Origin of the sequence: Streptococcus suis, from assembly GCF_019794615.1 — a bacterium.
In the GTDB taxonomy this organism is placed as follows: domain Bacteria; phylum Bacillota; class Bacilli; order Lactobacillales; family Streptococcaceae; genus Streptococcus; species Streptococcus suis_AI.
Window position 1 is genome coordinate 33,298 of record NZ_JAIMDU010000002.1, and the last position, 19,063, is coordinate 52,360.

Here is a 19,063-nt window from a genome sequence, read left to right on the forward strand (position 1 = left end):
ATTTCTTAGACTAAAACCTTGCTTGGTTTATACAGCTGATCACGTTTTTCAAAAATAGCAATCAACTGACCATCATGAAAGCCTGCTAAGCGCTCTGCTTCTGCATTCAATTCTACAAATCGACCAAATGTAGCATCTTGCACCTGCTCTTCTTTCAATTCTACAACAGGTAAATCCCCGATACCACGTTCAATAGGTTGAAGAAATGAAAAATCATTTTCAGCTACCAGTAAAGAAATTTCTTCCAAAGTCAAGGCGTCCGCTAGGTCCATTCCTGCTGATCCAGTTCGTTCCAACTTGGACATGTGACTGGCGTAGCCTAACTTAGCCCCTAAGTCAACGGAAAGAGTACGGACGTAGGTGCCCTTTCCGCAACGAACTCGGAAGGTAAAACGTGCACAATCATCAGCCAATTCAATAGGACTGGTACGTTCAAAACTATAAATGTCAATTTGGCGTTGGGGACGTTCGACTTCTTCACCCGCCCGTGCGTATTCGTATAGCTTGCGACCATTTACTTTAACGGCGGAATACATAGGCGGAATCTGGGTAATTGTACCGACAAAACTAGCCATGGCCTCATCAACTGCCTGCTCTGCTATACTAAAGACCGGTGTCCGCTCAACAAGGTCGCCAGATGCATCTTCTGTCGTGGTAGAGTAGCCAATGGTAATCTCCCCCTCGTAGATTTTCCCCTCTTCCTGCATGAATTCAATCATACGAGTAGCCTTACCAACGGCAATCGGCAGAACGCCAGTCACATCTGGATCTAGCGTACCACCATGACCAATCTTCTTCTCTTTCAGAATCTTCCGGAGTTTAAAAACTGCATCATGCGAGGTCATCCCCGCCTCTTTTTTTAAATTAATAATTCCTGAAATCATGTTTTCATTATAACACAAAGGACCGCTCTTTTGGGCGGTCCGGTATCAATCACTCATCGTAAAAACGATAGCTACCAAAAGTTGTTCCAATCAGTTGTTCAATCTCCTTATGAACACGTCTCATGGTTTCAGAAGGTACTGCATCACGCGGAACTGCTTCATCAATCCCTTCCTCAGCCTCTTCATCATAGCCATACGAAAATACCAATGGGGCATCATGATACCCTTTATCACCTAATTTTAGTGTAGGCCACTCCAACAGTTTCATTTCTTTCAAAAATTCTCTAAATTTTTTTGCCTTGCTGATACGAATAGGGATATATTCCAGTTCATTTTCAACTTTTCCTTCTTTATCAACATGCTGTATCAAATAATAGTAATCGTTCAAGCTAACTGCCACTTCTACGCTTCTTCCCTCAATATAGTCAGCTCTGAAAATGATTAAGTCCAAATTCTCATAAATACGTTCAAATTGTTTCATAAAATTCCCTTTCACAATTATAAACAAGATTTTCTAAATTTCCCGATGAAAATCGCTGTCAATTTCAAAAAATGGTTGGATATCTTGGACGTATTCCAAGACGCCTTGAAACTCTCCCTGGTCATCACGCACGGCCTTATAGACCACATAGACAAACTTGCCCATACTTTCGGACTTGAACCACATGGTCACCTGGTCTTTTTGTCCTGTGCGGAGCAATTCAAAAATCTTTTTGACCTTATCTAAGATTTTGGGTGGATGGCAGAGCTCCACATGACGTCCAATCTGACTCGGAGTACGTTTGAAAATCATGTCTTCTACAGGGTGGCTGTCATTATAGTATTGGAAAATATCGTCCTTGTTGACAAAGGTGAGTTCCAACGGTAAATGGTTGAGAATAAGATTGGCCTGTTCAACAGACAAATACCCATTGCCAAAGGTCTGCGGACTGGTCCTGTCTTGAACAGATTCTGATTTCTTCTTCGGTGTGAAGGTAATGGTAAACTGACCTTCTGGCGTATCGATAATCTGCTGGTTTGATTCAGCTGGCTGCGGGGCAAGACTGCTGGCTGTCTGCTCTGCTATTTCCCCAAAAGCCTCCCGATGAGGCACCCACTTGGCTGTCGGCTTGACAATGGCGTAACCGTAGGCGTCGCTATCCGCTGCCACTTGAAGCCAATCATCCTGAGTGAATGTCTCCAATAGAATCATGAGAAGTATGGCTTCTTCCTTGAAAATCATCTCCTCGAACTCCTTGGCGAAGGTTTCAAAGTGAGCCCGTGTCGCAGCTATGTCGCCTCCTTCAAGTATTTTGCGAGCCACCTTAAAGAGGTCGCGAATCTCGTCGTCCACTCCCCACATGACCTTAGGTGGTGCATCGTGACCGTAGCGTTCCATAATGGGAAAGAAGACCTTTTCCTTGCGGGTATAGTGGTTTTCAAACTGACCAAGAAGGCCAAACTGGCGTGTCAAGCCTTGCTGGAGCTGGTCTTGCAGTTCCGCATCTTCTGTCTGCTCGTATTGGTCTAGGATCCGGCGGATGCGTAAGAGAGCCGCCCGCAGTGCAAGGTTTTCCTGCTTAAAGACATAGACAGGATGACCCTCCTGGTCAATATCCGCCACTTCCACATCTGTAATCGCTCCTTTGAAAAGGTTGGCATGGATATTGCAGAGGCTCATGACGTCTTCAAAAGTGATGCCCGTGTCGCTGGACATGAGCTCATGCTCCATTAAGGAGATTTCAAGGGCAGAAACACCCGTAAAATGCTGATTAAACTGGTCCTGAACAGACTCTGGGCTGGCACCATTGTGCAAATCGAGTAGAATGTTCTTCAAAATGTCAATCCGTTGATCTGTCATGCTTCTCCTCCTATTACCTCATAGCCGTTGCATTCCAAGACTTGCTGAATACGGTCTAACGGAATCTTGGTCATCTTGGATCCAGTCTTAAGGCTGGTCACTTTGCCAACCGTGTTCAACATGGCTGGATTAGCCAAGGGCTTGAAACCAAGCTCCACCAGAATCTCCTTGACTTCTGGGTGCTGGTTGATAATCTCTGCCACAGGCAGATTTAGGTCGATGGTGTTCATGAAAAGTACCTCTTTAGAAATTGCTTGATGGCTTGAGCCAATTCCGCTGGTTTATGAACATTTAATTCATGTCCCCCGCCCTCTATGATAACCAGCTCAGCCTGTGGTATTAATTTGTTCAGTTCATGTGCAGATTTCAGATTGGGTTTGTCCGTTGAGCCACAGATTAGCAAGGTGGGCCGACTGAGTTGACTAATTTCTTTCCTTAAATCAAGCTGACGCATACTTTTCTGCAACGCTAATAACTGTGCCTTATCTAGCCCCTGCTTACGATAAAAGGGCTTGGGAAGCAAAGACATAATCGCGATTTGAAGACCAAACAACCAATTCCCCTCTAAGCGATACTGGGCACCAGAAACAATCAACCCTCGGCACTGGGGCAAATGATTGGCTAAAGCCAAAGCTAGAACACCGCCTAGCGACAATCCAAAGAGTACAAAAGATTCGCTTTCCTGCTGAAATCTGTTCCGTAATTGACCGCAAAGGTGTTCAAAATTCTTTGCCTTGGGCAATTCCAACACATCAACCTCAAAATCGGTCAAATAGTTTTTCAAGTCATCGTAACTGGCCACAGTCTGACCTAGACCATGTAAAATAATGAGTTTCATCTCATTCCCCCTCCAACGCCTCAAACTTAGCTTTCATGGTTGGGTTATTGCGGGTTAGTTTTTTGACGGAGACATCGTCTAGTTTATTATTGGCTAGGCGAAGCTGGTTTTCGCTGGTGGTCAGGGCTGCTTTGACTGCTTCCATTCGCTTGATTGCCTTGTCGATTTCATCAATAGCCTTTTGGAAATTGTTGCTGGCCGATTGATAGTTTTTTGCAAAAGCATTCTTGAAAATTTCCAAATCTTCTTCAAAATGAGTAATATCGATATTTTGCTCCTTAACCAAGGCTAACTCCTGCTGGTATTGCAGACTATTAAGCGCAGCATTTCGTAAAATTCCGATTAATTGGATAAAGAACTGTGGTCGAATAACATACATCTTCTCATATTCATGACTAACATCCACAATCCCTGTGTTGTAATAGTCATTGTCCGCCTCTAGCATGCTAACTAATACAGCATATTCGCATTTTTTCTCCCGACGGTCCTTATCCAACTCCTTAAAGAAATCAGCGTTTTTATGCTTGGTCTTGGTCGTATCTGCCTCGTTTTTCATTTCGAACATGATGGAGATAAATTCCAAGCCCGACTCGTCAAAATCACGGAAAATGAAATCTCCTTTTGAACCGGACGCAGATACTTCGTTGTCCTTCGCAAATTTGGCACGAGGAAAAGCATAGGAACGAACCTTGTTAAACTCCGCCTCAGCAAATTGCTCCAAGCTCTCACCAATTGCCTTAGTAGACTGCTGAGCCTTGAAATTTTTGTAAAATTCCACCTGCTCATCCGCCGCCTTGAGTCGCACCTCGTACTCCTGACGAGTGGTCGCCAGGGCTAACTCTTGCTTTTGTTCTTGCAAAACCAAAGCGTTTTGTGCCGCATCCCTCTCTTTTTCTACCTGAGCTACCGCCTGCTGCAACTCCAAGTCCTTGGCAAGACCAATTTGCCCCAACTGAGCCTTAAGTTCTTGGATTTCTTGGTCTTTTTTAGAAATGGCAGAGCTGAGTTCGAGTTCCGTCTGACTAGCAAATGTTTCAAGTTTTGCGGTCAGTTCCAGAATCTCCTTATCCTTATCACTCAATCTAGCCTGCAAATCATTTTCAGCCCGCTGAGCCAATAGTTCTGTCTCACGCGCCAATCGTTCATGAATTTCTTTATCGAACTCCGCACCACGCACCTGAGCTAAGAGTTGACTGTATTCTGTTTCATTGACCTGAAAGGCCGTCCCACAATGAGGGCAGGTAATTTGATGCATACTCTCTCACTTTCTTCTTTTCAAATAAGATATTAATTTATGTAAAACCGTAGCCACTCCCAGCGCCAATAAAAAATAAAAGAAACGAACTGCATTTCTAGCATCTGGAAGTGATAGAGCCCAAAGGACAAAAATCGTTATGGCAGTCGGCCATCTCCATCCCCAGGTCATCTTCCGTTTGATAAACCATTCCATCCAATCTTCATTAGAATCAAATCGTGTTTCATAATATTCTTCTTTCAGTTGTTCCCACCACTTTTTCATAACAGCCTCCTTTCAGATCACAGACCTTCTAATTCAAGCTCCAGAAAAGTCCTCCACTTCTCCTGTAAGTTTTTGCGCTCAGGTAAGTCCTCTAGATGTAAGAGCGCATGTATGCATTCGTTCTGAACCAACCAACCAGTCATGTCTTTTTGAGCATTCGCAAATTCATTACCAAAATCTTCTGGAATTCGTTCTTCAAAAGTAATCAAGGTCTGATTTTCTAGCTGAGACAGTGTAAATGAAACTATTGCTGAATCCCACGTGTAGGCAATTTTCTCATTTTTTCGGTATTCCAGTAAATCCATCACTTCACGAAATCCTTCCATTTCAAAAACCAGCTTGTCGCCTTCAACTCTCAACTGTGGAAACCAGCGTGCAAAACCAGAATCGGTCGCTAGCAGATTCCACGTTTCAGCCAAACCAGCTGGAACAATATATGAGATAGTGAGTAAATAGGTATCTAATTCTTTCTGGACATTAATCTTCATACGTGACTCCTCTTCTATTTTCTTATTATACCAAAAAACACCGGCTAATAACCGATGTTTCCATTATCTATATTTTTTAATCCTGACAAAACATGGATTCTATAATAAATCGAAAACAACAATTTCTTCATTAAATTATCATCCATTTTGTTTTTTATTGAACATAAATTTTTATGTAATATGGTAATGTCATTAAAACACCTAGACACCCATATATTATCGCATTAACTATTCCAATTAATTATCCAAACGTATGTAACAATTTCAATTTTCAAAAGTCATCTTCTTTAAAATATTAACATTTTGAAAATTTAAACTAATTATTAATGTTATGATGAAATCTTTCGACAATTTTTCCTGCTAATGGACGTACCAGAAAATAACTTACTGGAAATGAAATAATAATATTTCTAGAAAAACGAACAAGATACAATGGTATCTGAAATGGTAGTTGACTCATATAAAGACCAAATAGGCCCATTGCAAGTCCCATTAAGATTGAACGAAAAACGCTAATTAGTATGTTCATTTGTTTCACATTTGAGATTTTGGTTTGTAAATAAATTGTCCAGATAGACACCAGTGGATTAACAAATTGTACAACAATAAATGAAACAAGAACCGCGGCCAAATAGGCTAGCATAAACATTTGAAAGCTTAACCGGTCTGCCCACCACAAATTCCAGGCGGTCATCACTGATGGCATCATTAAGGACATTAAACCTGCAAAAATCAGCTTATCTTTTATGCTTTTCGACATTTACTTACCTCCAAAACAATTAATAACTTTCGATAATATAATTATACCATAAGTCACTAGTTAATGATAAAAATATTATCAAATATCATACAGATATTTTTTTCAAAAAAAGACTAAGTTAATCAAATCAAAACTTTTGAAGCAATTTCCCCCAAACACGTATCCCTCTACATTACTTTCTATTATTAATTTGTGCTATACTAGTCTTATTGAAAACAAGGAGGATATTATGATAAAACTCATCGCCCTCGATATGGACGGAACGCTTTTAAATGAGAAAAAAGAGTTGAAACAAGCAGAGATTGATGCTATTCATAAAGCTGTTAAAGCTGGTGTCACAGTGGTTTTATGCACAGGACGTCCTTTAGTTGGCGTCAAACCCTTTGTCAAACAACTAGGGTTTGATACGGAAGAAGAATATATCATTGTCAATAACGGTTGTTCGACACATTCTACAAAAAATTGGGCTCTTGTTGACTGGGAGGAACTAGCTATTTCAGACGTTGAATACCTCAGTACCTTCACAACTAGTGATGCTGTCCAAATCTCCCTTTTTGATGAAGAGGAGTACTTTGTATTAGCAGAACAAGCAAATGCGACAGTGTCCTTAGATGCTGGATTAGTAGGTATGACACCTTTACCAATTGATCTTACAGAGGCTACATCAGGTAAACATCGTTTCTTCGAAGCCATGTTCGTCGGTGAAAAAGATGCCATCGATGCATTTGAAGAACAACATAACACTGTGCTCAGCCAACGCTATTCCACCGTTCGTTCACAGGACTATCTCTTGGAAATTCTACCAGATGGAGCAAGCAAAGCTTCTGGTTTGAAAAAGCTAGCGGACCGCCTCGGTATTCTTCCAGAGGAAATTATGGCCATAGGCGATGCCAACAACGACCTTGAAATGATAGCATTTGCAGGTCTGGGAATCGCCATGGGCAACGCCAATGAACAAGTCAAGGCTATTGCCCAAGACATTACAGATACCAATGAAAACAATGGTGTTGCAAAAGCCATTGAAAAACATATTTTGAACAAATAAGGAGACAACATGAAATACCCTACACTTTTAGACCGTTTTTTAGTTTATGTCAAAGAAAACACACGCTCTGATGAAAGCTCAACAACCATACCTTCTACCTATAATCAAGTTGAGTTTGCACAAAACATTCTCTTGCCTGAAATGGAACGCATTGGTTTACAGAATGTCCACTATCTACCAAATGGTTTTGCGGTAGGAACACTACCTGCCAATGATCCAAATTTGACACGCAAGATTGGTTTCATTGCCCACATGGATACGGCGGATTTCAACGCAGAAGGTGTCAACCCACAAATCATCGAAAACTACGACGGCAATCCAATTGCCTTGGGCACTTCTGGCTATGAATTGCATCCAAAAGACTTCCCACAACTTGCCAACTATCACGGTCAAACCCTGATTACCACAGACGGTACTACCTTGCTAGGATCTGATGACAAGTCAGGTATTGCAGAAATCATGACGGCAATTGAGTACTTGGTGCAGAACCCTGACATCAAGCACTGTGAAATTCGTGTTGGCTTTGGTCCTGACGAAGAAATCGGTGTCGGTGCAGACAAGTTTGATGTGGAAGATTTTGATGTTGACTTTGCCTACACTATGGACGGTGGACCGCTAGGCGAACTCCAGTACGAAACCTTCTCAGCTGCGGCTGCTAAAGTTGATTTTCTAGGACGCAATGTGCACCCAGGTTCAGCCAAGGATCAAATGATCAACGCTTTCCAACTAGCAATCGACTTCCACAATTCTCTTCCTGAAGCAGACCGCCCTGAAAAAACAGAAGGCTATCAAGGCTTCTTCCACTTGATGAACATGGAAGGTAGTGTTGATACCGCTTCAACAAGCTACATCATCCGTGACTTTGAGGAAAAAGATTTTCAGGCACGTAAACAACTCATGCTGGACATTGCTGAGAAAATGAATGCCAACTTTGACACTCCACGCGTCATTGTCCACTTGCATGATCAGTACTACAATATGAAGAAAATCATCGAAAAAGACATGACTCCAATCAACATTGCTAAAGAGGTCATGGAAAATCTTGGTATCAAACCTCTCATTGAACCTGTTCGCGGGGGAACAGACGGCTCTAAGATTTCTTTCATGGGCATTCCAACGCCAAACATCTTCGCAGGTGGCGAAAACATGCATGGCCGATTTGAGTTTGTCAGCCTGCAAACCATGGAACAAGCTGTTGACGTCATCCTTGGAATCGTTACTTCTAAATAAGATTCAAATCGGTTATCAAATGATAGCCGATTTTTTAAAATGATAAAAAATATATAAAAAATGCAAAAATATGTTGTATTATTGAACTAATACTAGTATAATAGAATTATCAAAAAGAAATGGAGAATTATTATGACAGACGAAACATTGCTACAAGGTATCCTTATCGGTATTTGGGGAACAGCACTTCTTTTCTCACTTATTTGGTATATCCTAGTTGCTATTTCAAACTACCTTCTTTTTAAAAAAGCAGACTATGCAGGTTGGAAATCATTGATTCCATTTTACAATCTCTATATCCAACAATCTATCACATTTGGCTATGAAAAAAGATGGTTCATCCTCCTTTTACTGATTCCACTAGTCGGACCTCTATACGGCATCTATCTGGTTTACTCTTTTGGCCGCAGTTTTGGACTATCAGCCCTACAAGCTGTCTTGTATGTTTTCTTTACACCAATCTTCAACCTCTACCTAGCCTTCAATGATGGAAGTCGTTACCAAGGCCCGCAGGAATTCTTTCTTGATTAACATATTGGAAATAGGACTTGCGAAACAAGTCACTATCGTAGAGTACGACAAACCGAAAGTGACTACGTATCAAAGCCAATTCAAATGACTGAACCTTGAAATGAGAAAGTAACAAAGCTATATCTTTAGCTTAATGACGCAAACACAGTTCTGTCTTTTTCCAGCTTTCAAAATCTCCCAGATAGCTGAACCTAGGCTACTTTTGATTTTCATTGAGTACAAGATAGATTTTAAGCCCTCGCACAAGCGAAGGCTTTTTTATACGAATAGAAAAATCAGAAGTACCATCACAGCAAGGCTAACAAGTATCGATAAGGAATTGACATTCGCAGGTTCTGCAGAACGACTTCCTAGTTTTAATGCATAAATTGGTGACATGACCGAAATTGGAGATGCTAAGCACACCAGAAGCATCATTTTCATAGACTGCTCAATTGGGAGTAGAAAATAGATGAGGGCCCCCATCAAGATATTGGCCCCTACTCTCAGAAACAAGAGGTAGGACAATCGACCAATTTCCTTCCAATTCAGTTTTAAATCAAGGAGGATTCCCAACATCAGCATCGCTAAAAATGGATTGGCATTGCTAGCAATCGTAAAAAGAGAGAGGATTTCTTGTGGAAGTTATATGGATAAACTAGCTAGTAAAAGACTGACTAAGTATACCATTAGCGGAATTGAGCGCGAAATGTTTTTTAAAAATGATGTAATAGACATCCCTTCTTTTTCTACATCAATTCCAGCTGCAATACTGTAATTTCCTCCCAAAACCATAATTGCATTTCCTGCATCAAAGACGATAACACTTAGCAAACTGCTCGCTGGAAAGAAGGCTTGAACAAAAGGTAGTGTGAAAGTACCTATATTGTATCCAGATAATTGCATGAGCCCGACTGATGCTTGATGTCCAGAGCGTTTTGCCTCCCAGTATCCCACTAGATTCAAAAGAAGATTACACAAAATTCCTAAAAGGAAGGGGAGATAGAGACTGAGCGATACTTGTGCTGTCGAGGAGGCGATGAATAAGGAAGCAGGCAAAGTTACATTCATGACTAGAGTCGAAAAAATAGTGGCATCTTCTCTTCGGACTATTCCCTGGATTTTTAAAATGTAACCGAGACCTATTACGCAAATAAAACTAAAGGCACGAGTTAATAATTCAAGTTCTTTCATGGATATAGTATAGCATAGAGAAGTTCATTCTGATTATATATAAAAATTTTATATAAATACTTGATTTTAGGAAATGATAGGTATATAATTTATATATAAAATAATTACATAAAGATAAAGAGGTGATTTCATGTATTACCCCGTATCCTCTATCTTGATTGAATTTCTGATTCTATCTATAGTTGAAAAACAAGATTCTTATGGATATGAAATCAGTCAGACCATCAAGATAGTCGCTGATATTAAAGAGTCGACACTCTACCCCATTCTGAAAAAACTGGAAAAAGCAGGGTTTGTAACAACCTATACTCAAGAATTTCAGGGGAGAAAACGAAAATATTACACCATTACCCCGAATGGTCGAGATCATATCCCATTCCTCCAGGCAGAATGGGATGCCTACAAAACAAATATAGATGAAATTATAGAAGGGAGTCTACGAAAATGATACGCAACGAATATTTTGAACAATTGGAACAAGCACTTTCACAACTTCACCCAACTGCAAAGCAAGAAGCATTAGACTATTTTAGTGAGTTTTTTGATGAAAAAGCTGATGACCAAGTTGCCATTCAAGAATTAGGTTCACCTGAGGAAGTTGCCAAAGAAATCATTGCCAATTTACCAGAGGATGCCCTACAAGATCCGCATGACCACTCTTCTTCAGACAGCACCAACCCGTTCAATTTTGGTTTCGATTTTGATTTTGATTTTGATTTTCAGTTTGACTGGGATGAATTCTTCAAAAATTTCAGATTTTCATCCAATCAAACTAGTAAACAGAACAGCTTGAAGACTAAGGTTGAGGAACTTCCAAATTGTAAAGAGATTCATATTTACTTAGAGGACAATAGCTTGACTGTACAGGCTTGGGATGATGAGATTGTCTTATTCTCATATCCAACTTCCTTAGTTGACAACTACCAATCATTTGAATACCAACTGGTCGATGATCATTTATATATTAGCAGCAAGCCAATACCAGATAATCTAAACTTTTCTAATAATCAAATTAGCTCTGCTATTCTCAAAATCCCAAAAAGCCTATTCCCTCTGAGCACTGTTCATCTGAAAGTAATCGACAGTAGTTTAACAATTGTAGATATGCAAGTGGAAAAACTGCTAGAAATAAATTCGGAAGACAGCCATCTAACATTGACCAAGGTTCAAAGTCCTGCTACATCAGTTCAACTAGAAGACACCAGTCTCACTCTCACGGATTGTCAATTCGATGAGTTTACATGTAGAGCGAATGATTCGGTTGTCCATCTAACAAGTGTCAACCTGTCTACAGCACGCGCAGAATTAGAAGATTGTGTCTGGAATCATAAAGAATTTATCTTAAATAACACCTTTAGTTGTCAGGCTCAAGATTCTGTCTTATCATTTGGACCAATTGAGGATATTAACTTAGACATCACAGAAGAAGATTCCAGCCTAAAACTACCAAAGGATATGACATTTACAATGATAAAAGATGATGATACCACTCATCTTAGCTACAAACAAGCTAACAGTACCGCACAGTTGGTCATCCAATGTGAAGACTGTCAAGTTAGCATTGGATAAAGGAGATGACTATGAATCGGAAGGAATATTTGCAGAAACTTGAAAAGCAGCTGAAACATCTACCTAAAGAAGACTTTCAAGATACGCTTGACTATTTTAATGAACATTTTGATGAAGCAGGACCTGAAAATGAACAGGCCATTATCCAAGAACTGGGTACTCCCAAAGAGGCTGCACGGGATATTCTTGCACACTTATATAACAAGGAAAAATCCGAGAAAAAACCAAACACACGTAACATGGTTTGGCTCATAATCTTATCCATCCTCGCAGCTCCTATCGGCATTCCCCTAGCAATTACCTTAGTCGCCCTCTTCATTACCCTACTCCTGCTCATACTCAGTGCTATTCTAATCCTCATCTCACTTTGGATAGTACTCCTAAGCCTAGGTATCGCCCAGCTATTCCTCGCATTCGACCTTTTCTCACTCTCCTGGTCTTCCTCGCTTCTCTTCACAGGACTAGCCCTCATCTGTTTTGCGCTCTCACTTCTCGGCAGCAAGCTCACGCTTGATTGGAGTAGCAAATCCTTCTTGCTTATTTTACACTGGATACAAAGAGCAATTCGCAAAGGAGATTATCATGAGAAAGCTTAAACCATTTACGAGAATTAGTCTGGTCCTGCTCACTCTTGGAACAATCATCAGCCTCATCGGCTTCCTAAGTGGGGGATGGAAAAATATGAAAACTGTTTCAGAAAACTACTACCAGTCTCAAACTGTAAGCTTTAGCAACATTAGAGATATCGAAGTTAATGAACGACTGTCTATCATGCCATCGCCTGATAACCAATTTCACCTCCACTACTACCGAAATCAGCATAAGGATATTGACCAACTCAGCCACAATTTCCAAGACGGAAAATTAACCATCTCTAGTACCTATCAAGGCATCGTTACATATGATGGTTTACTCGAACCTATCTTAAATCTTGTCAATAACCAGAATATTGCCAACTACCAACCTGTCTTAGAGGTTCCTAAAAACAGCACAATCGAATCATTATCAGGTAACATTCAAGGAGATCTTTATCTGGATAAAGTGACTATTCATGGTCTTGATCTCACTGTAGAAGATGGGGACATGTTAATTGAAAACAGTCAGATTAGCATCAAGCATTTATCGCATTTCAATGGAGATGTAGAAATCAATCATTCCACATTAACAAGTCCAGCAGACATCACTGATACTGTCGGGAGTATCCTTACTGTTGAGGATGGGAACTTTAATGCTGAAAATCTAAAACTAGAAGGAAGGCATGTCATCAGCAATTACAATGGTTCAATTGACATTTCTCTTCATTCACAAACAAAATCTGACATCTATATTGAAGCCAGTCAAAATAATAAAGGAATTGACCTTCCAAACTATTCTAATCCAAAAGCCACAAATTACCTCTCTATCTCTACCCTAGATGGAAAACTGACTATTCGATAATTGCAAAAAGCCCTCCTCACGGAAGGCTTTTTAGCTTAGTTGAATAATAAGATTGAAATGAGGGTTAGGATTGCTGGTCCTCCTTGGGTCAAAAGGATTTTAGGACTAGAAGTCGCTGCTCCGTAGCCTGCTGCTCCAATAACAAACAAGACAAAAATAGTTGTCACTTCAAGATTGGCTGTGAAAATTCCATACAAGAGAAAGATAGCTAATAAACCATTATAGATCCCCTGATTCTTAAATAGAGTGGTCACAGATTTACGTTGCAATTCATCCTTGGCCATATTGAAGACACGACTTGTAGAATTTGAATGGGTCGCAAAGGTTTCCAAATACATGATATATAAATGTTCAATAGCTACGATACTAGCTAGAATAGTGGTAAAAATAGACATAATGTCTCCTCTCTAAAAATTAAATAGGTAACTCTTGCAAGCCAATTAGCAGTTTGTCAAGCATGGCAAGAAATTGATTCCTCTCTTCAAGAGTCAGAACCTGGTTCATTGCTTCCTTGATCACAAGATGATGGGTTGGAGGTGCAGAAATCAGTGCTTCTCGAGCCTGCTCAGTCGGCCATACAAGTACTTCTCTCTGATTCTTAGGATTGCGTTCACGACTAATATAGCCTTGTTCCTCTAACAATTTCAGATGCCTTGTAATAGCTGCCCGATCAATCTGAAGTCGCTCCTGTAATGCTAATTGATGCATCGGGGCATCCTCCAACAATATCCGTAATATGGTGTAGCGTGTCAAGCTGATTCCCAATTGCTTTTCAAATAGATTAGAAATCGATTCATCAGCCACTTTCAATCTGTATAACAAATCTTCCATTTCTTGCATAGATTTACCTCTTTTGATTGATTCATCAATCGTTGATAAGTCAATTATACTACAATCCGAACAATTTGCAATTTATTTGCTTATCTATCAAAAAAATGTGTTTCCAATACCTATATTTTGTTATAATGAAGGAAAACAAGCGGAAGGACACATTGATGGAAAATACTCCTAGACTAAACTTAGTCATAGATGTACTCATGCTGGCTGGTGCTATTTTAGCGCAAAGCGGAGCTGAAATTCATCGAGTAGAGGATACAATGATTCGGATTGCACATTCACAAGGAATCGAACAAGCTAATGTTCTGGCCATTCCTGCTGCAATCTTTTTCTCCATTGATCATACAAACATTTCTCGTATGAAACGTATTGTGAGCTCAAATTACGACATGCAAAAAGTTTGTGATGTCAATCAAGTCTCTCGCTCTCTTGCCAATGAAGAAATTAGTTTGGAAGATGCTTGGCAACAGTTAAATAGAATTAAACAGCAAAAACCACCATATAATAATATCCAAGTAACCTTGGCCGCAGTGGTCGCTGCTCCTTTTTTTACCATTATGTTTGGTGGATCGCTTTTAGATGCTGCAGGCGCTGTCCTTGCCACCGCCCTAGCTTTTCCTCTCTCCCTCATTGTAGATCGCTATATTGGAATTGACTTTGTCACAACTTTTGTCGGCGCTTTTGTGTTCTCACTCACATCCTACATACTAAGTACCCATACGAACCTTGCCATCAATCCAAACCTGATTAACGCTGGTGCGGTCATGCCATTTGTTCCTGGCATTGCATTCACAAATGCTGTGAGGGACCTGATGACCAACCATATTAATACTGGAATGACCAAGTTCTTTCAAACTGCGCTGATTATTTTATCACTTGGTGCTGGAACTACAGTCGCCCTGATGCTTGTGAGGTAAGGTATGACTTCCATTAATTTTTTATTTCAGGCGATTGCATCTTACATCGCTATTGCTGCTTTTTTAGTTGTTCTCAATGTACAAAAGAAAATGTTAATTCCGGGTGGTCTCCTAGGAATGCTTGTTTGGCTTATTTATCTTTTTCTATTGGAACCAACAAATGTCTTGATTGCTACCTTTTTCGCGGCAATTATCGGATCCTGTGTCAGTCAAATCATGAGTATTTGGTTAAAAACACCCTCCGTCATCTTTTCATTGGCCATACTTGCACCACTTGTTCCGGGCTACCGTGCATACATGTCTACTACCTATTTTGTTTCAGGCGAATATGCTCAAGCCCTCACCAATATTACAACCGTATTAACACTAGCTTTGGTTATCCCAATTGGTATGGCAAGTGGCACTATCTTATTACGCCTTTATAAGGTCATGAATGCTCATAAAAATTCAGTCTAACCCCTTGAAAACAGGGGGGCTTTTTGTTACAATGAAAACTTATTAAAGGAGATGCCATGAACCAAACTGTTTCCAATCTAAAACTTGCTGAACGTGGTGCCTTACTATCAATAGGTACCTACATAGTCTTGTCAATTATCAAACTGACTGCAGGTCAACTCTTTCATTCAGATGCCTTGCGAGCAGATGCCTTCAATAATATTTCCGATATTATTGGAAATGTCGCCGTACTGGTTGGATTGAAAATGGCCCAAAAACCTGCTGACACTGACCATAAATTCGGACATTGGAAAATGGAAGACCTCGCTAGTTTGATGACATCTTTCATCATGTTCGTCGTTGGTTTTCAAGTCCTCTATGATACCTTACAAAAAATAATTAGTAATTCTCCAGTCGAGGTAGACATCATGGGGGCAATTGTAGGTATTTTCTCCGCACTCATTATGTTGGCCGTATATTTTTATAATAATCGCCTAGCGAAAAGAGTTCATTCTAAAGCACTTGAAGCTGCTGCCAAGGACAATCTATCTGACGCTGTTACCTCCATTGGAACTTCTATCGCAATCTTTGCTGCTGCCTTTAACTTCCCAATTGTTGATAAAATTGCTGCTATCATCATCACCTTTTTCATTCTAAAAACTGCATATGATATTTTTATGGAGAGCTTTTTCACACTTTCAGATGGTTTTGATGAAAACTTGTTGAAAAAGTATGAGGAAGATATTCTCAAACTTCCTAAAATTGTGTCTGTCAAGTCACAACGTGGTCGCACCTATGGTGCCAATATCTATCTGGATATTGTGCTCGAAATGAATCCGGATCTGTCCGTTTATGAAAGTCATGAAATAACCGAACAGGTTGAGCAACTCCTAACACTCAAACATGGTGTTTTTGATGTAGATATTCATGTAGAACCATCTGAAATTCCTCACGATGAGATGTATGAACACGTTTATGATAAACTCTTCCGATTTGAAACAGAGATACAAGCACATGCTACTGGATATGAGACTTTAATTGATGAGAACTACCTTCTCATCGATGCCAAAGGTCGGTATCAAGATAAAACTCAAATGCTTGAAAGTCACCCTGTTCAAACAAGCTATCTTTCCAACTATCAGATGATTTCTATTAGTCAAAAGTCTAAACTAGTTACATTTGAAATTGGCGAATTTGTTCATACATCCCTCTGGCGTCGTCATGAAAATTGGACTGTCATTTTCCACCAAATATCAAAGAAACAAGCCTAGTCGAACGACTGGCTTTTCTTTTGCACCAAAAAAGAGCACATGGCTCTTTTTCTTATATTTTTATTTTTTTACTGCATCAGTTGCCACATCATCTCCAAACCATTTTTGAGAGATTTCTTGGAACTTACCTTCTTTGTACAATTCAGTAAATGCTTTATTGATATTTTCTACAAGTGTCGTATCTGACTGACGAGCTCCGACAGCGAATGCTTCATTTTCAAAACCAGCATCAATAATATTATAGTCATCAATGATTCCCTCTTGTTGCAAGTAGTAATTAGCATATACTCGGTCAATCAAGAGACCATCAATACGATCATTTTTCAAGTCAATCAAGGCTTCATTGAATGTTGCATATTGGCTTGCATCATTATTTTGCACAATATCTTTTAGGATTGCAGGCTGGCCTTCAAATACTGAATATCCTGAGGAACCAGCTTGCGCGCCCAACACCTTGTCTTTCATATCAGATACCTGACTGATGTTGGAAGATTTTTTGGTGACAAGAACTTGTTGATTGTCCATGTAAGGATTAGTAAATAGAACTTTCTCTTTCCGTTCGTCCGTAATAGAATACCCATTCCAAATTAAATCGATATTGCCATTCGTTAATTCCGTTTCTTTCAAGTCCCAGTCAATTGGTTGCCATTCAACAGTTATTCCATATTTTTCAAAAACAGCATTAGCTAAATCAATATCAAAACCTGTGTAAGAACCATCTGTTTGTTCAAATCCCATAGGAACGAAGGTTTTATCAAACCCAATCGTAATAGATCTTTCAGATTCATAGGTAGACCAGTTATCTGACTTGGTTGCTGAGTCGCTAGACCCACATGCTACTAAAGCAAGACTCGATACGAGAGCAACTACTCCTAAAACAATCTTCTTCATATTCATCATTTTAATTACCTCAATGTTTTGGTTCAATTTTGATGATTTCATCTGCGATATTTTCAGCAAACTGCAAATCGTGAGTCACTACGATTTGCGTTATACCTGTCGCCCGATTTTCAAGAATCAATTTTTCAACTTCCTTTCTCAATTCGGGGTCCAAGGCTGAAGTTGGTTCATCATAACCAATAATCTCAGGATCAATCATCATAGCACGGGCTAGGGCCACTCGTTGCTTTTGCCCACCCGATAAGGAAAATGGATAAGCAGTCGCATGGTTGGCTAACCCAAGAGTACCCAATAGTTTACGGGCCTTGTCTTCCGCATCTGAACGAGACATGTTCTGTGTCTTTATTGGTGAAAGAATCAAATTTTCCAAAACGGATAAGTGTGGAAAAAGCTGGAAATCTTGAAAGACAAATCCCAGCAAATGTCGTTTCTCTAATTCTTCAAGCGGTAAAGTTTGTCCATTGTAAATCAATGTTCCTGAGTCAATTGTTTCCAATCCTGCCAACATCCTCAATAAGGTCGTTTTACCACCACCTGATTGACCAACAATAGCTACAATTTTCCCCTCAGGAATTACTAAATCATAGTTGGAGAAAATCTGTTTGTTACCAAAACGTTTTGTAAGATTACGTAATTCTAACATGGCTTCCTCCTATCTATAGTAGTCAAATTTCTTTTCTACCTGTTTAGAAACGAGTGTCACAACTCCAATCATCAATAGGTAGATGGCACCTGCAATAAACATTGGTGCTAGGCTTGCATCTCGGTTGGCAGCCGTTCGACTGGCTAGCAAGAGATCGCTCACCCCAAGAGCATAAACCAATGAAGTGTCCTTCACCAATGTCATTACTTCATTGAAAACACTAGGTAGTACTATTTTTACTACCTGTGGTAAAACGATATATCGAATCGTCTGAACGGGTGTAAATTTTAATACTTTAGCGGCTTCGTATTGGCCGGCAGGGATGGCTTCAATCCCCCCTCGGAAAATTTCTGAGAAATAAGCCGCATAGTTTAGGGTGAAAGCAAGAACAACCGCTGGCATTCGATCAAAAGTAATACCCACACTTGGTAAAACGTAGTAAACAAAAATTAATTGTAACAGCAATGGTGTTCCACGCATAATTAGTACATAGATATGCAACAACCACTGCAAAGGTTTAAATCGAATCTGCATCAAAAACGCAAAAACTGCTCCTAAAGGCAGGGATAAAATTAATACGAAAAAAAATACCTGCAAGGAGACAACCGCCCCACTCAATAGGCTGGGTAGGACTTCCAAAACATAATCCATAGAGTTCTCCTAAAAGAATTAGTAGGTTCTAGTATATCAAAAAATGTCTTTTATTTCAAAGAATTTTTCAGAATTTTTAATAAATTCTCCACCGT

The 19,063-nt window shown here is 39.8% G+C and carries 26 protein-coding genes; 10 read left to right on the forward strand and 16 right to left on the reverse strand.

The genetic code is table 11. The features are described 5' to 3' along the window. Positions 1 to 5: 5 nt before the first annotated feature. From truB to K6V43_RS01040, 9 genes are all read right to left on the reverse strand, one after another. Positions 6 to 884 (reverse strand): tRNA pseudouridine(55) synthase TruB, encoded by an 879-nt coding sequence (gene truB / locus K6V43_RS00995; RefSeq protein ID WP_261311741.1) that lies wholly within the window; start codon positions 882 to 884, stop codon positions 6 to 8. Positions 885 to 933: 49 nt separating this feature from the next. Continuing rightward, positions 934 to 1,365, reverse strand: a complete 432-nt coding sequence (locus tag K6V43_RS11435) for a hypothetical protein (protein ID WP_261311742.1) — start codon at positions 1,363 to 1,365, stop codon at positions 934 to 936. Between the two features lie 33 nt (positions 1,366 to 1,398). Further along, positions 1,399 to 2,724: a DUF438 domain-containing protein gene (locus tag K6V43_RS01010; RefSeq protein WP_222381134.1), complete on the reverse strand. Its 1,326-nt coding sequence runs from the start codon at positions 2,722 to 2,724 to the stop codon at positions 1,399 to 1,401. Continuing rightward, positions 2,721 to 2,954 carry a DUF1858 domain-containing protein gene (locus K6V43_RS01015; RefSeq protein ID WP_029172144.1) on the reverse strand — a complete coding sequence of 78 codons (234 nt, stop codon included), beginning with the start codon at positions 2,952 to 2,954 and terminating at the stop codon, positions 2,721 to 2,723. The genes K6V43_RS01010 and K6V43_RS01015 overlap by 4 nt, the downstream gene beginning before the upstream one ends. Further along, on the reverse strand, positions 2,951 to 3,562 hold the full coding sequence (locus K6V43_RS01020; protein WP_222381135.1) for an alpha/beta fold hydrolase: 612 nt from the start codon (positions 3,560 to 3,562) through the stop codon (positions 2,951 to 2,953). The genes K6V43_RS01015 and K6V43_RS01020 overlap by 4 nt, the downstream gene beginning before the upstream one ends. Before the next feature lies 1 nt (position 3,563). Beyond that, on the reverse strand, positions 3,564 to 4,817 hold the full coding sequence (locus K6V43_RS01025; RefSeq protein WP_024405045.1) for a DUF2130 domain-containing protein: 1,254 nt from the start codon (positions 4,815 to 4,817) through the stop codon (positions 3,564 to 3,566). 6 nt (positions 4,818 to 4,823) lie between these two features. Next, positions 4,824 to 5,081 carry a hypothetical protein gene (locus K6V43_RS01030; RefSeq protein WP_002940881.1) on the reverse strand — a complete coding sequence of 86 codons (258 nt, stop codon included), beginning with the start codon at positions 5,079 to 5,081 and terminating at the stop codon, positions 4,824 to 4,826. Positions 5,082 to 5,098: 17 nt separating this feature from the next. Next, entirely contained in the window at positions 5,099 to 5,569 is a 471-nt protein-coding gene (locus K6V43_RS01035) for an ATPase (RefSeq protein ID WP_222381136.1), read from the reverse strand. A 316-nt stretch (positions 5,570 to 5,885) separates the two neighbouring features. Further along, positions 5,886 to 6,329, reverse strand: coding sequence for a DUF2798 domain-containing protein (locus tag K6V43_RS01040; RefSeq protein WP_222381138.1), 444 nt, complete (start codon positions 6,327 to 6,329; stop codon positions 5,886 to 5,888). A gap of 229 nt (positions 6,330 to 6,558) precedes the next feature. Here K6V43_RS01040 and K6V43_RS01045 point away from each other — a divergent pair, with 229 nt between their 5' ends. From K6V43_RS01045 to K6V43_RS01055, 3 genes are all read left to right on the forward strand, one after another. After that, positions 6,559 to 7,374: a Cof-type HAD-IIB family hydrolase gene (locus tag K6V43_RS01045; RefSeq protein ID WP_222381140.1), complete on the forward strand. Its 816-nt coding sequence runs from the start codon at positions 6,559 to 6,561 to the stop codon at positions 7,372 to 7,374. A 9-nt stretch (positions 7,375 to 7,383) separates the two neighbouring features. Then, positions 7,384 to 8,604, forward strand: coding sequence for a peptidase T (pepT, locus tag K6V43_RS01050; RefSeq protein WP_222381142.1), 1,221 nt, complete (start codon positions 7,384 to 7,386; stop codon positions 8,602 to 8,604). Between the two features lie 132 nt (positions 8,605 to 8,736). Next, entirely contained in the window at positions 8,737 to 9,135 is a 399-nt protein-coding gene (locus K6V43_RS01055; protein ID WP_222381143.1) for a DUF5684 domain-containing protein, read from the forward strand. 258 nt (positions 9,136 to 9,393) lie between these two features. Here K6V43_RS01055 and K6V43_RS11440 read toward each other — a convergent pair whose 3' ends face one another. Then, positions 9,394 to 9,699 (reverse strand): hypothetical protein, encoded by a 306-nt coding sequence (locus tag K6V43_RS11440; RefSeq protein ID WP_261311743.1) that lies wholly within the window; start codon positions 9,697 to 9,699, stop codon positions 9,394 to 9,396. A gap of 60 nt (positions 9,700 to 9,759) precedes the next feature. After that, the gene (locus K6V43_RS11445) at positions 9,760 to 10,308 is read right to left on the reverse strand and encodes an AEC family transporter (RefSeq protein ID WP_261311744.1); all 549 of its coding nucleotides are present in this window, start codon (positions 10,306 to 10,308) and stop codon (positions 9,760 to 9,762) included. 130 nt (positions 10,309 to 10,438) lie between these two features. Between K6V43_RS11445 and K6V43_RS01065 the strand changes: the two genes are divergently transcribed. Genes K6V43_RS01065 through K6V43_RS01080 form a run of 4 tightly spaced genes read left to right on the forward strand, consistent with a single transcriptional unit; the run spans position 10,439 to position 13,314 of the window. Then, positions 10,439 to 10,756 (forward strand): PadR family transcriptional regulator, encoded by a 318-nt coding sequence (locus K6V43_RS01065; RefSeq protein ID WP_222381144.1) that lies wholly within the window; start codon positions 10,439 to 10,441, stop codon positions 10,754 to 10,756. Next, a complete protein-coding gene (locus K6V43_RS01070; RefSeq protein ID WP_222381146.1) occupies positions 10,753 to 11,877 on the forward strand; it encodes a DUF4097 family beta strand repeat-containing protein in 1,125 nt (374 codons plus the stop codon). Before K6V43_RS01065 ends, K6V43_RS01070 begins: the two co-directional genes overlap by 4 nt. Positions 11,878 to 11,888: 11 nt before the next feature. After that, a complete protein-coding gene (locus tag K6V43_RS01075; RefSeq protein WP_222381148.1) occupies positions 11,889 to 12,473 on the forward strand; it encodes an HAAS signaling domain-containing protein in 585 nt (194 codons plus the stop codon). After that, a complete protein-coding gene (locus K6V43_RS01080) occupies positions 12,460 to 13,314 on the forward strand; it encodes a DUF4097 family beta strand repeat-containing protein (protein ID WP_222381150.1) in 855 nt (284 codons plus the stop codon). The genes K6V43_RS01075 and K6V43_RS01080 overlap by 14 nt, the downstream gene beginning before the upstream one ends. Before the next feature lie 35 nt (positions 13,315 to 13,349). Here K6V43_RS01080 and K6V43_RS01085 read toward each other — a convergent pair whose 3' ends face one another. Together K6V43_RS01085 and K6V43_RS01090 are read right to left on the reverse strand one after the other, a co-directional pair. After that, the gene (locus K6V43_RS01085; protein ID WP_160864221.1) at positions 13,350 to 13,709 is read right to left on the reverse strand and encodes a DUF1304 domain-containing protein; all 360 of its coding nucleotides are present in this window, start codon (positions 13,707 to 13,709) and stop codon (positions 13,350 to 13,352) included. A 19-nt stretch (positions 13,710 to 13,728) separates the two neighbouring features. Further along, positions 13,729 to 14,154 (reverse strand): MarR family transcriptional regulator, encoded by a 426-nt coding sequence (locus K6V43_RS01090; RefSeq protein WP_222381153.1) that lies wholly within the window; start codon positions 14,152 to 14,154, stop codon positions 13,729 to 13,731. 155 nt (positions 14,155 to 14,309) lie between these two features. Between K6V43_RS01090 and K6V43_RS01095 the strand changes: the two genes are divergently transcribed. Genes K6V43_RS01095 through K6V43_RS01105 form a run of 3 tightly spaced genes read left to right on the forward strand, consistent with a single transcriptional unit; the run spans position 14,310 to position 16,774 of the window. After that, positions 14,310 to 15,068, forward strand: coding sequence for a threonine/serine exporter family protein (locus K6V43_RS01095; RefSeq protein WP_172066221.1), 759 nt, complete (start codon positions 14,310 to 14,312; stop codon positions 15,066 to 15,068). A 3-nt stretch (positions 15,069 to 15,071) separates the two neighbouring features. After that, a complete protein-coding gene (locus tag K6V43_RS01100; protein ID WP_160864219.1) occupies positions 15,072 to 15,524 on the forward strand; it encodes a threonine/serine exporter family protein in 453 nt (150 codons plus the stop codon). 56 nt (positions 15,525 to 15,580) lie between these two features. Continuing rightward, the gene (locus K6V43_RS01105; protein ID WP_222381155.1) at positions 15,581 to 16,774 is read left to right on the forward strand and encodes a cation diffusion facilitator family transporter; all 1,194 of its coding nucleotides are present in this window, start codon (positions 15,581 to 15,583) and stop codon (positions 16,772 to 16,774) included. Positions 16,775 to 16,834: 60 nt separating this feature from the next. Here K6V43_RS01105 and K6V43_RS01110 read toward each other — a convergent pair whose 3' ends face one another. From K6V43_RS01110 to K6V43_RS01120, 3 genes are read right to left on the reverse strand one after another with little or no spacing between them, the layout of a single operon-like run. Beyond that, positions 16,835 to 17,665 (reverse strand): amino acid ABC transporter substrate-binding protein, encoded by an 831-nt coding sequence (locus K6V43_RS01110; RefSeq protein ID WP_222381157.1) that lies wholly within the window; start codon positions 17,663 to 17,665, stop codon positions 16,835 to 16,837. Between the two features lie 19 nt (positions 17,666 to 17,684). Continuing rightward, the gene (locus K6V43_RS01115; RefSeq protein ID WP_222381158.1) at positions 17,685 to 18,317 is read right to left on the reverse strand and encodes an amino acid ABC transporter ATP-binding protein; all 633 of its coding nucleotides are present in this window, start codon (positions 18,315 to 18,317) and stop codon (positions 17,685 to 17,687) included. 9 nt (positions 18,318 to 18,326) lie between these two features. Further along, on the reverse strand, positions 18,327 to 18,968 hold the full coding sequence (locus K6V43_RS01120) for an amino acid ABC transporter permease (protein WP_172018914.1): 642 nt from the start codon (positions 18,966 to 18,968) through the stop codon (positions 18,327 to 18,329). Between the last annotated feature and the right edge of the window lie 95 nt (positions 18,969 to 19,063).